Raw genomic sequence first — 11,875 nt, forward strand, 5'->3', positions numbered from 1 at the left:
GTCACCGAGAGGTGAGCAGTGGCAGCAGGTGGGCGCGGTAGCCACCCAGGTAGCGATCCGGGTCTCCGACCAACACATGGGCGAGGACGGTACCGAAGACGTCGCGGAAGTCCGTGGTCGCCTTCAGGTCGCCGTCGTCCAGGTCGGTCAGGCTCGGCTGCTCGCCATACAACCCACCAGCGACGGCGTGACCGAGCATGAACACCGGGCCGGCCGTGCCGTGGTCGGTGCCCTCGGAGGCGTTCGCCCGGACCCGCCGGCCGAACTCGCTGTAGACCACGACGGTGACCCTGCGGCCGGCGTCGGTACGCCCCATCCGGTCCACGAAGCCGCTCAACGCCTCATCCAGGTGCCGCAGCAGCGTCTCCTGCCACACACGCTCGCCAGCGTGGGTGTCGAAGCCGCCAAGACTCACTGAGTAGACCCTCGTGGGGACCTGGGATTCGACGCACCGGGCGACGAGCGCCAGCTGGGCGGCGAGCGCGTTGTCCCCACCCGTTCCGGTGGCCGGGACACCCTCGCCGCTGTGGTCCTGCTCATCGGATCCGCTGCCGGCGGATCTCATCACCACGCGGTTCATGGTGATGAGATCCGCGTAGGCGGCCGCGGCCCGCGCCTGCATCTCCGACTCACCGGGCTCGACCCGGCCGAGGGCCGAGACCACCTCGGGTCGGACGCCCGGCGGCAGGGTGAGCCCCCGGTAGCTCACGCAGGCGCCGATGCGGGACTTGCCCACCAGCATCGGCGGCAGGGCCGGCTCGAAACTCACGGCCGTCTCGGTGGCAGCCTTCGTTCCGTCGAGCCACCGCCCCACCCAACCGGTAGGGGCGGGGGTGCCGGGGGACGCGGTCTGCCAGATATCCATGGACTTGAAGTGGCTCCGGTCCGGTTTCGGGTAACCGACACCGGAAACGATGGCCACCTGCTTGGCGTCCCAGAGTCGCTTCACTCCTCGTAGCATCGGGTTGAGGCCCAGGGTCTGGTCGAGCGGCAGCACCTGCTCCGGTGCGTACGCCAGCTCCGGCCGGGCGCGGTAATAGGCCGCTTCCGTGTACGGGACGACGGTGTTGAGCCCATCGTTACCGCCGTAGAGGGTGACCAGGACGAGCGTTGGCAAGCCTTTCTCGACGTCGCCCGTTTTGGCCTTCTCAGCGGTCCCGAGCAGCTCGTGGAAGCCCATTACGCCCGCGCCGGCCGCCAACGCGCTGCCGCCGATCACCCCGGACGAGATGAGGAACCGCCGCCGAGTCAACGCATCCATGTCTCCACACCTACTCTGGTCAGGTCACCAGATACTCGGGGCTGACCAACCCGAGCGTCAGCTTCAGTCGGTCGTTGCGGGCGTCGCGCAGCACGGCGTATGTCCGGTCGGTCCATCCGTCAATGCAGAGCAGGTGCGCGACGGCCTCCGCTGTCAGAGGGCCCGGCCGTACCAGGTCGACGAGCATGCCGGCGATCGTCAGCCGTACCTGGGCGGCGGCCGAGGTGAGCCAGGCGGCACCCGCCGGCCACCCGCCCACGCTGGGCGGAGCGAACGGACGCTGGCCTAGCGCCTCCATCGCCCAGTAGATCTGTGTGAAGACCTGGTCGGGCATCGCAGCGGGCCGGAGCCCCAGGTGACGCATGGCGCCGACGAGCCACTCGACTGGCTGTTGGACCATCGTGCCGCGGGTCTGCTGGAACGCCTCATCGCCGAAGAGCACCCTCAGCATCGACATCGGCGCCGGAAATGCCGCCGCCATCGCCTCCCGGGTGCGTTCCGGGATCGGCTTGGTGGCCGAGGCGTACCGAAACCACAGTCGGGACGCGATGAACCGCCTGCAGGTCGGCTGTTGGAGCAGAAGATCGACGAGGCTGTTGGCGTCGAAGTTCGCGGCAGTGCCGAGGATCGTCTTGCGGCCCGTGTCGCGGTGTTGAGGATCGGAAACCGGCGTCTCACGGTCGAGGATGACCCGCCAACCCGCCAACGCACGCCCGGCTTCCTTGATGTCCCGTTCGGTGTAGTGCCCGACACCGAGCATGAACAACTCGAACAGCTCCCGGGCAAGATTCTCGTTCGGCGCTGCCTTCTTGTTGTGCTGCCCGTCCAGCCAGTAGACCAGCGCCCGGTCGAGGACCATCCGGTGCGCGAGGTCGGCAAAGTCGCGTGCCTCCCGGAACGCGCGCAGCTGCCCGAGCATGAGCTGAGGGCTACGGACCTTCGCCACCGAGGTCGCCCAGTGGCCGTGCCAGAAGAACAGCAGTTTCTCGACCGCTTGGTGGTCGGCCACGGTCATCCGTTCGAGCCACCAACGTGCCAGAGAGATGGTCTGCTCCGTGCGACGCCGGTCACCCTGGGCTCGCTGGGCGTCGGTGGCCCGGGGCAGGAGCGTGAACGGATCAGGCCCCAGATCGGGCGTCGGTGCGCTGGTTGCGCCGACGTCCGGGCCGGCTGGAGCTACCAAACCGGACAATGTCGATGCATAACCGAGTCGACGTGCGGCACCTACCTCCGCTGCGGTGGGACCGAAACCGGCCCGCCGGAGCAGGAGGACGATGTCGTCGGTCATGCGTCCACAGTAAAGGAGCCCGGGTGTTCCCTGCAGACGGGCCGAAACCAGTTGCTTGTCGGCATGAACTGACCGAAGAGCCATTTCATGCGTGTTACCCGGCCCCCCATTGACTCCCAAATCTACGCACTTAGTACGAGCTTTCGCCCCCTGCTGCGGCGACCGGCCCGCCGGGGCGCCGGGCCACCATTGACAGGAGGGTCGGCGTTAGGGTCTATTAACCCGGGCCTGACGGGCAGCCCTCGTTGGCGCCCGTCTGCCGGTGCGCCCGGCACAGCCCCGTTGGGCTGGCGGAGCGCGCCAAACCGAACGGGGATCGGGAGGTAACGGGGTGCGTCCCGTCATGCACGCACCACCGCTGCCGCGCGGTCTGCACACCTGCGGCCGCAGCGCAATCAAGTGGCCGGACGAATCCGGAAGAGACACGTGACAACACCCCCTTCGCCCCCGGATCCTCTCTCCGGAGCCGGATCGGCAGCACCGACGATTCTGATCCTGGGCACCGCCGAGTGGAACTCTCCGATCGCCACGAACCAGCACTACGTCGTGCGGGAGTTGGCCCGTGACTTCGACGCCCATTTCGTGGAGTCCCTAGGCCTGCGGCGGGTACGGCTCGACGCGAAGGACGTCACCCGCATCGCGAAGCGACTGCGGCACTCGGTTGTCGGCCACGAGAAGACGGCTACCTACCGCCCCATTCCTGATCGGGTCAGGGTCATCTCGCCGCTCATCGTGCCGATTCATCAGGCACCGACACGGCTGCCGAACCGGCTGTTGCTGGAGCGTGCCGTGGCCGAGTGGCGGCGCAGCCCGAGTCCGCGGATCCTCTGGACCTTCACGCCCGTCACGTACGGTCTCGAGCAGTACGCGGACTACACCCTCTACCACTGTGTCGACATCTTCCAAGCGTTTCCCGGCATCGACGGCTCGGCCGTGGCCGCCGGTGAGCGGAGCCTCGCGGACCGGGCCGACCTGACGATCGGCACCAGCGGGGCCGTCACCGCCCACCTGAACGACGTCGGGTTCAGCGAGATCCTCACCCTGCCGAACGTCGCCGAGGTCGACGTCTTCTCCGCGGGCAGCCAGCCGGCGGCCCAGCGGCGGCCCGCCGCACTGTTCGCCGGCAACCTCACGCCTCACAAGCTGGACTTCGAGCTTCTGCGTACGCTGGCCATCGCCCTTCAGGGGCATGGCGAGCTTCTTCTCGCCGGCCCGATCGCGGCTGGTGGGGGCGGGTTCGACCGCGAACTGGCCGAGCTCGAACGACTCGGCGCCCGATACCTGGGAATGCTCCCGCTCGACCAACTTGCCACCGCGGCCGGCACGTGCAGCGTGGGGTTGATCCCGTACTCGCTGAACGACTACACCGCCGGTGTCAGCCCGCTCAAGTGCTACGAGTATCTCTCGTCCGGCCTGAACGTGATCAGCACCCCGATCCCGGACGTCGTGCAGGCGGCTCGGGCGACCGAGCACATCACGGCCGCGACCTCGACCGAAGACTTCGTCGACCATGTGCTGTCCACGATCCGGCCCGCTGCGGACGATGTGCTCGCGGACCGCGTCCAGTACGCCAGCGGCTTCGGCTGGAGCTCCCGTGGCGGTCTCCTGCGCACCATCGCGAACCGAATGCCACGGCGCGCCGACGAGGTGGTGACGCGGCCGGCGGGCGACGCCGGAAGGCCTCGTGGCTAGGGTCCGCTCAGCCGTTGCCGGGGCGATCGCGATCAGATCGGTTCCCTGGGCTGCGGCGTGTCTCATCCTCGCCGTGCCGCAGTTCTACCTGCTGCCCAAGGGCAGCACCGACATCGCGGCGTCAACGGTGGTCACCATCCTGCTGGTGCCGGGAGTGCTGTTGGCGGCCCGGCGCGGCTCAGGTGTCGACCTGCTCCGCCTCGGCCTGTTCCGCGTCCTGCTCGTCCTGCTCGTGGTGCGGCTGCTCGCACTCGCCTGGTCACCGGACCCGCGGGCCGGCCTGCCAGCTATCGCCCTGCTCGGCCAGTTCATCGTCACCCTGATGCTGATGGTCCAAGCCGTTCGCCAGAGTCCCGGCCTACTGCGCCGGATCGAACGCTGGTACTGGCCCTGGGTGGTGGCTGAGGCAGTGCTCGTCCTCGTCTTCCGGGTCCTGCCCGGCGTGGAGGACGCATTCCTTCGGTCGATAGCCGGGTTCGTCAGTGGGCAGAACACGGTCGCCGCCCTCTTCACGGGAAGTCCGAACAACGTCTTCGACGAGGCAAAATCCGGCGGGGTCTTCGTCAATGCGAACGTCGCCGGTTTGTTCCTCGGTGTGAACGCGGTCGCCGCGTTCGCCGTCGCGACGATCACCGGCACCCGCTGGACTCGGTTGGTGGGCTTTGTCGCTCTGGCGGCGGTGCCGGTCACGGGTTCCAAGTCGGCCACACTCCTCGCGGTCGCCCTGCCCGCGGCCGTCCTCGCCGTCCAGCGGTTCGGTCGAGCACGACGGGCTGCCGAGTCAGGCCCGCCCCGGCACGGTAGCCACCGCCGCCCGGCGGGACGCGCCCACCGCCCACTGTCGCTCGGGCTCGCTGGCGCGGGTCTACTCGTCGTCGTCGGGGGTGTACTGCTCGCCGCCGACCTCGGCTTCGCGCAGGCGCTGGTCAAATCCTTCGGCGACCGCACAGCTATCTGGGGCTTCGGTGCCGAGGCGTTCCTGCGGGATCCGCTCCTCGGCCTCGGTTACGGTGGCTGGGACGCCGGCTTCGGGGCGTACGCACGGGAGCACGGCATCTACCGTAGTTTCCCGCCCCACAACGTCCTCCTGGCGGCATGGGCCGCAACAGGTTTGGCCGGGATGGTGCTGACCGCCGTGTTCTTCGCGCTCGCACTGCGGCTCGCCGTCCGGGCCGTGACGGCTGGCGGGCACCAGCAACGGACGTTCGCGCTCTGGACCACCGCCGCGATCGCGTGGACGCTGATCCACGGGATGGGCGACAACACCGAGATCTTCGGTGACATCCACCTCATTCCTATCCTTTCACTGCTGGTCGCCTACCTCATCGTGGGCGACCGCGAGGAGTCGAACGACGATGCAAATGCCCACCATCGGGATCCTGCGACATCAGCAGTTCCTGCCGTCGGAGACGTTCATTCCGAACCAGGCCCTGGCGATGCGCAGCTTCCGGCCGTTGTTCGTGGGCCGCGACCCGGTCCCGACCCGGCCGGGAACCGAGTCGGTTAGCGTCGCCGAGTTCGGCAGGCCCGCGCTTCTGTCGTACACGTTGACCCGCCGCTCCGAGGCATTGGTCGGCGCCCTTGCGAAGCGTGACACCGCACTGCTGCACGCCCACTTCGGCGTCGAGGGGGTGTACGGGGTTCCCACCGCGAAGGCGTTGGGGGTACCGCTGGTCACGACCCTGCACGGCTTCGACGTGACGGTCAGTCGGGCAAAGATGGTGACTTCAAAGAAGCCTTCCTGGTTGAACTACGTCACCTGGCGTCACTCCCTCTTCGCCGACGGCGCGGTTTTCATCTGTGTGTCCGAGCACATCCGACGACGCGCTGTGGAATGGGGTTACCCCGCCGAGAAGTGCCAGGTCCTACCCATCGGGGTGGACGTCGATGCCATCCAGCCGTCCGGTCCAGCCGAGGCACCCCGGATCCTGCACGTTGCGCGGCTGGTCGAGAAGAAGGGGACGCAGTACCTGCTGCGGGCATTCGCCGAGGTACGCAAGGCCGTTCCCGCCGCCGAACTGGTGCTCATCGGCGAGGGCCCGCTGCGCGACTCCCTCGGTTCACTCGCCCGCGAGTTGGGGGTTGAGGCGGGGGTGCGTTTCCTGGGAGCGCAGAAGCACAGCGACACCCTCCGGTGGCTGAGCCAGTCGACGCTGCTTTGTCTGCCAAGCGTGACGGCACAGGACGGTGACCAGGAAGGGCTTGGAATGGTCCTTCTGGAGGCGGCCGCCTCGGGCAAGCCGGTGGTCGGGACCCGTCACGGTGGGATTCCCGAGGCGGTCACGGACGGGGCGAACGGCTTCCTGGTGCCCGAACGAGACGTCGCCGCGCTCGCGGACCGACTGATCGAGCTACTACGTGACCAGAACCTCTGTGACCGGTTCGGCAAGGTCGGACGGCAAACCGTCGAAGACCGGTTCAACCTGAGCCGGCAGACCGTCAAACTCGAAGCCTTGTATAGGAACCAACTGTGATCGAGTCAATTCTCATCCATTCTCGGTCGACGCCGCACCACCACACCGGGGGAATGGAGACCCTCGCCTGGAGGCTGGCCGCCGAGTGGGCGCTGCACGTGCCGCGGGTGCAGATAGTCACCACAGCTATCCCGGGCCGTGCCGGGACTTTCACCCAGGACGGCGTCGAGGTGACGCCGTTGGCGGGCACCCGTCCCGGTCGTTACTCCCACGCCTGGTGGGAGGAGTCCCGAGCACACTGGGCCGCGACCGGAACCGCGCCGAGCGTGGTCTTCTCGGTGAGCGCTGGCTCCTACTCCGTGGTCCGGGAGCGGGCCCAGCACCCCCGCACGCCGTTCGTGCTCCAGGTGCACGGCACGTCCGCCATGGAGCTTGGGTCGAAGCTGCGGGCGCCCAGCGCACGTTCCCTGGCCGGCACGCCCAAGAATGCCTTCTCTCTGGTCCGCGACCTGGCCCGCTACAGGGACTTCGACCGTCTCGTCGCGGTCGGTGAGAACGTGGTCGAGTCGCTGACCGCCGCACCGCAGAATTGGTCCGCGACACCGGGCAAGGTGCGCCTGATCCCCAACGGCGTCCGGGCCGAGGACCACGCGTTCGACAGCGCCGCCCGAGGCCGGATCCGACGCGAGCTGGGAATTGACGAAGAGACCGTGGTGGTCGGGTGCGTCGGGCGCCTGCACGTGCAGAAGCGGGTCGATCGAGCCCTGCAGGCGGCGGCGATTCTGCGCGACCGCGGCCTCGGCGGCCGGTTCCGGTTCGTGGTCGTCGGCGACGGCCCGGACGAGGGGCGGCTGCGAGGCCTGGTCCGCAAGCTCCAGCTGGAGGAGATGGTCCAGTTCACCGGACGGGTCGATGCCGACGCGGTGCGCGACTACTACTCAGCCGCTGACGTGTCGCTGCTCACCACTGCGCGTCTGGAGGGGCTTCCGATGGCGGTTCTGGAGGCGTTGGCGTCCGGCCTGCCGTGCGTCGTCACCGCCGGGTCGATCCGATCGGAGGCACTGAGCCGAGTGCTACACGAGGTCGACACACCGGACGCCGATGCGCTCGCCGACGTGGTGCAGAAGGTGACCGCGGAACGGGGGCAGCGCGCCAATCTGCTGCCCCCCGCCTTCCTTCTCGACTATTGCGCACGGGACTACCTGGCCGACTTCGCGCATCTGATCACACAGCGCCAGGTCTGAGAAATGGGCAAGGTCTTCTTCCGTCTGGTTATCGGCGGCATCGCCGGCAAGATCCTCGGCTTGCTCCGCGAGGTCCTGCTGGCCGCGCTCTTCGGGGCGGGGCGTGTGGTGGCTGCCAACCGCATCGCGCTGACGGCGACGTTGATCCCCATCAACTTCTTCACCGCCGACGCGCTCTCCGCGGGTTTCCTGCCGCTGTACGTGCAGTACCGCCAGGAGCGGCCAGCGATGGCGCAGGTGCTCTACCGCGCGGTGCACCTGCTGTTGGCTGCCTTCTCCGTGGTCCTGGCCGTGGCGCTCATCTTCGGTCGGGACCTGTGGGTCGACCTTCTCGGGCCAGGGCTCGATCCGCACACGGCGGAGATCGCCGCGACCATGCTCGGTATCGCCGCGCTGGGCGTGCCGTTCTACGTGCTGTACAACCTGTACACCCTGGTTGGCCTTGCGAACGACGACGTCCGACTGATCAACCTGCGCCCCTCGTGCCAGAGCATCGGGCTGATCCTCGCGACGGTCATCGCCTGGATGACCGGGCACGTGTCCGTACTGGCATGGGGTTTCACCCTTCCGTACATCGTGCTGTGGTGCATGGGCGCCTACTGGCTCCGGCGGCAGGGCTATCTGAGCGAGGGTGACGAATCAGGTCCTCACCGTCCCGACCGCGCCGCCACCAAGCTGGCCCTCCAGATGTTCTGGCGACGACTGCGGCCGCTGCTGCTGATTCCCGTGATCCTTCAGGGGTCGATCGGTGTCGAGCGGGCCGTCGGCTCGCTGCTCGGTGTGGAGGTCGTCGCGGCCACCGAGTACGCGCGTTTCGTGGTCGACTCGGTCATGGCCCTGCTCGCCGCGCCGCTGGGCCTGGCCGGCCTGGCTTCGTTCGCCCGCATGAAGCCCCAGGAGGTGGGCGGCGGACTTCGTCGCCTGATCCCGCCGGTGATCCTGGTGGCCATCCCTCTCGCCCTGATCCTCTCGCTGAACAGCAGAGGGATCGTCACGCTTCTGTACGCCCGAGGCGAGTTCGACAACCGCGCGGTGGACGTCTCGTCGGTGCTGCTGCTGGGCTTCGCGCTCGGGATCTGGGCACACGTGCTCGGTTACACCTTCGTCAAGGTGCTGAACGCCCGAGGAGCCAACGTCAAGGTCGCTATCGTGATGGCGGTCTCCTTCGGCATACCCATCGCCTTCAACCTGCTGCTGTACAAGCACTGGGGCGCCTTCACGATCGGTGCCGCCTCCTCGGTCGGCGGCGTGCTGATGTTCCTCATCTCGGCTCGGTTGCTGTCGGTACTGGGCTTCAGCATGCGCCTGCTCGCCATTGCGCTGCCCGGCGCGGCTACCGCCGCTGCCGCCGGGTACCTGTTGGCCGGCCCCGGGCTGCTGCGCCTCATCGCATCCTGCGTGGCCATCCTGCTGATCTGGGTCGGCTACGTGGCGGCCGTGCCCCAGCTTCGGCGTACCTTCCTGTCGTTTGTCCTGAAGAAGCTCGGTCGCGGTGCTGACGAGACTCCGCAGGCCGATCTGGTGGACATCAAGTGAGGACCCCATGACCGTGCACACCGGTCTGGTGACCGCAGTGGAGGGCGCGCCGCACCGTCCGGCCCCGCCGTTGGCAGCAACTCCCGGCGAAACGGCTGGGCCCTCGCGCCGCCCTCGCGGCGACCGCCTCTACATTCTTGATCTGCTGCGCTTCTGCGCGGCCGCCGCGGTCCTCTGCTACCACGTTTTCGTGGACAACCGGGGAGCCTGGGGCACCAGCGCGGGTGAACTGTTCGGTGAAGGGATCGTGAGCGTCTCCCGCTACGGCTGGATGGGGGTCGAGTTCTTCTTCGTCATCAGCGGCTTCGTCATCTGCATGAGTTGCTGGGGCAAATCGGTAGCCGACTTCTTCACGTCGCGGGTCACCCGGCTCGTTCCCGCGTACCTCTTCGCGGTGCTGTTCACCTCTGCTGTCCTCATGGTCTGGCCACTCGCGAGCGGTCGGCCTCAGCCATCGCACGTCCTGATGAATCTGACGATGCTGCAGTCCTTCGTCGGCATCCCGCACATCGACTCGGTCTACTGGACCCTCTTCATCGAGCTGAAGTTCTATCTACTCTTCGCAGTCGTGGTCTGGTTCGGCCTCACCTACCGGCGGGTCGTCCTCTTCTGCGTGTTCTGGACGGTCGCCGCGCTGTTCGCCCAGGGGTCCGACTCGCCGCTGCTGGTGTCGATCGTCGAGCCCAAGTTCGCCCCCTACTTCATCGCCGGCATTGCCCTCTACCTCTGCCACCGTTTCGGGCCGAACCTCCTCCTGACCGGCATCGTCGGCGTCTCGGTGGTCCTGGCGATCCTGGAGGTGAGCAGGCGGGTGGCGGAACAGAACGCGAACCGACCGAAGCCGGTCGTCTCCTTCGAGGTGGCGCTACCGGTGATGCTGGCCTTCTTCGCGGTCATGGCGGCGATCGCGCTCGGATTCTTCTCGGGTGTGCGGTGGCGGGGGCTCACCATCCTGGGTTCGCTGACCTATCCGCTCTACCTGCTGCATCTGCAGATCAGTCGTGTCGCATTGAGCCGCCTCCATGAATCGGTGCCGCCCTGGGCGTTGCTGGCCGCATTGCTCGCCGGCGTAATGCTGCTCGCCTACCTCGCCCACCGTTTCGTGGAGCGGCCTGGCGCCCGGTTCCTTCGCCGGCAGCTCCAGCGGAGCTTCACGGAGATCCGCGCGCAATCGTCGAGCAGTAGCAAGGCCACCGGCGAACGCCGGACGGCGGAAAGTGATCAACACGGCGGCTCGGTTCGGTCGGACGCCGGAAGTCCCATGGCATGAGGAGCAACCAGTGGTAGACAACCTTTCCGCCATCCCCCAGGCGGGCGCGACGCGGCCCCTCGACGGCCTGGCAAGCGCCAGAGTTGCGCTCGTCCACGAGTGGTTCGGGGCCACCGGCGGCTCGGAGAACGTCTTCCGGCAGATCAGCAGTCTGCTGCCCGACGCGGAGCGCTTCGTTCTCTGGAAGGACCATGACGCCGTCGAGCCCAACCTGCGGGAGTCGTGGATGGCGCGGACACCGCTGCGCCGGACGAAGGCAGGGGCGCTGCCGTTGATGCCCCTGGTGTGGCGGACCCTCAGCCAGGAACGGTTCGATCTCGTCATCTCGTCCAGCCACGCGTTCGCTCACACCGTGCGGCTCGGTTCGTCTGAGGACACCCGGTACCTCAGCTACGTGCACTCCCCCGCGCGGTACATCTGGAGTCCGAACTTCGACGGGCGGGGCTCCAACCCCATGCTGACCCTGCCGCGGCGCGTGCTGCAGACCGCCGACGTCCGGCTCAGTCGCCACGTGAACGGTTACGCCGCGAACTCGGAGGAGGTGCGGGCCCGGATCGCCCGTTACTGGAGGCGAGACGCGGTCGTCATCAACCCTCCGGTGGACGTCGACTACTTCGCGGCCGCGCCTGCGGCGGACCAGAGTCAGCCGCGTGAGTACCTGCTCGGGGTCGGGCGGTGGATCCCGTACAAGAACTTCGACCTGATCATCCAGATCGCCGAGGCGGCCGGACTGCCGGTGGTGATCGCTGGCTCCGGCCCGGAGGAGACCGCGCTGCGGCGTGCCGCCGAGCGGGTCCAGGTGCCGGTGACGTTCGAGGTCCGGCCGTCGAAGGAGCGTCTGCGCCAGCTCTACTGGGGTGCGCGTGCTCTGCTGTTTCCGGTCCACGAGGACTTCGGCATCATCCCGGTCGAGGCCCAGGCCTGCGGGACCCCGGTGGTGGGTCTGCGCCGCGGTGGTCTGCTGGAGACCGTCGTCGACGGGGAGACCGGTTTCCTCATCGACTCCCAGGACCCGCGTAGCTTCGTGCCGCTGGTCCACCGGCTGTCGGAGCTGTCGCAGGACCGCGTCCGGTCACACGCCAATGGGTTCTCGGAACAGCAGTTCGCCGCGCGAATGACGGCCTGGATTGCCGACGCCGGATTCTGAGCGTCACTGGCGCGGGTGTGCGT

9 protein-coding genes are annotated in these 11,875 nt (G+C 67.9%); 7 read left to right on the plus strand and 2 right to left on the minus strand.

Features of this window, described 5'->3' with window-relative positions:
* Position 1: 1 nt before the first annotated feature.
* Positions 2-1,261 (minus strand): DUF1501 domain-containing protein, encoded by a 1,260-nt coding sequence (locus ACLJN9_RS21710; RefSeq protein ID WP_410813280.1) that lies wholly within the window; start codon positions 1,259-1,261, stop codon positions 2-4.
* A 19-nt stretch (positions 1,262-1,280) separates the two neighbouring features.
* Positions 1,281-2,549 (minus strand): DUF1800 family protein, encoded by a 1,269-nt coding sequence (locus tag ACLJN9_RS21715; protein ID WP_410813281.1) that lies wholly within the window; start codon positions 2,547-2,549, stop codon positions 1,281-1,283.
* A 426-nt stretch (positions 2,550-2,975) separates the two neighbouring features.
* Between ACLJN9_RS21715 and ACLJN9_RS21720 the strand changes: the two genes are divergently transcribed.
* The 7 genes from ACLJN9_RS21720 (at position 2,976) to ACLJN9_RS21750 (ending at position 11,852) form a co-directional block, all read left to right on the plus strand.
* Positions 2,976-4,241, plus strand: coding sequence for a glycosyl transferase family 1 (locus ACLJN9_RS21720; RefSeq protein WP_410813282.1), 1,266 nt, complete (start codon positions 2,976-2,978; stop codon positions 4,239-4,241).
* A 73-nt stretch (positions 4,242-4,314) separates the two neighbouring features.
* On the plus strand, positions 4,315-5,748 hold the full coding sequence (locus ACLJN9_RS21725; RefSeq protein ID WP_410813283.1) for an O-antigen ligase family protein: 1,434 nt from the start codon (positions 4,315-4,317) through the stop codon (positions 5,746-5,748).
* Entirely contained in the window at positions 5,678-6,715 is a 1,038-nt protein-coding gene (locus ACLJN9_RS21730) for a glycosyltransferase (RefSeq protein WP_410813284.1), read from the plus strand. Before ACLJN9_RS21725 ends, ACLJN9_RS21730 begins: the two co-directional genes overlap by 71 nt.
* Before the next feature lie 53 nt (positions 6,716-6,768).
* Entirely contained in the window at positions 6,769-7,899 is a 1,131-nt protein-coding gene (locus tag ACLJN9_RS21735) for a glycosyltransferase family 4 protein (RefSeq protein WP_410813285.1), read from the plus strand.
* Between the two features lie 3 nt (positions 7,900-7,902).
* Positions 7,903-9,435 carry a lipid II flippase MurJ gene (locus ACLJN9_RS21740; RefSeq protein WP_410813286.1) on the plus strand — a complete coding sequence of 511 codons (1,533 nt, stop codon included), beginning with the start codon at positions 7,903-7,905 and terminating at the stop codon, positions 9,433-9,435.
* A 37-nt stretch (positions 9,436-9,472) separates the two neighbouring features.
* Positions 9,473-10,705, plus strand: a complete 1,233-nt coding sequence (locus ACLJN9_RS21745; RefSeq protein ID WP_410813287.1) for an acyltransferase family protein — start codon at positions 9,473-9,475, stop codon at positions 10,703-10,705.
* A 10-nt stretch (positions 10,706-10,715) separates the two neighbouring features.
* Positions 10,716-11,852, plus strand: coding sequence for a glycosyltransferase (locus ACLJN9_RS21750; RefSeq protein WP_410813288.1), 1,137 nt, complete (start codon positions 10,716-10,718; stop codon positions 11,850-11,852).
* Positions 11,853-11,875: the final 23 nt, after the last annotated feature.

The organism is Micromonospora sp. 067-2 (assembly GCF_046549295.1).
In the GTDB taxonomy this organism is placed as follows: domain Bacteria; phylum Actinomycetota; class Actinomycetes; order Mycobacteriales; family Micromonosporaceae; genus Micromonospora.

Excerpts from the sequence above, each read along its gene's own strand:
- ACLJN9_RS21710 (WP_410813280.1), bottom strand. The coding sequence starts at position 1,261 with ATGGATGCGTTGACTCGGCGGCGGTTCCTCATCTCGTCCGGGGTGATC.
- ACLJN9_RS21715 (WP_410813281.1), bottom strand. The coding sequence starts at position 2,549 with ATGACCGACGACATCGTCCTCCTGCTCCGGCGGGCCGGTTTCGGTCCC.
- ACLJN9_RS21730 (WP_410813284.1), top strand. The coding sequence starts at position 5,678 with ATGCGCAGCTTCCGGCCGTTGTTCGTGGGCCGCGACCCGGTCCCGACC.
- ACLJN9_RS21735 (WP_410813285.1), top strand. The coding sequence starts at position 6,769 with ATGGAGACCCTCGCCTGGAGGCTGGCCGCCGAGTGGGCGCTGCACGTG.
- ACLJN9_RS21740 (WP_410813286.1), top strand. The coding sequence starts at position 7,903 with ATGGGCAAGGTCTTCTTCCGTCTGGTTATCGGCGGCATCGCCGGCAAG.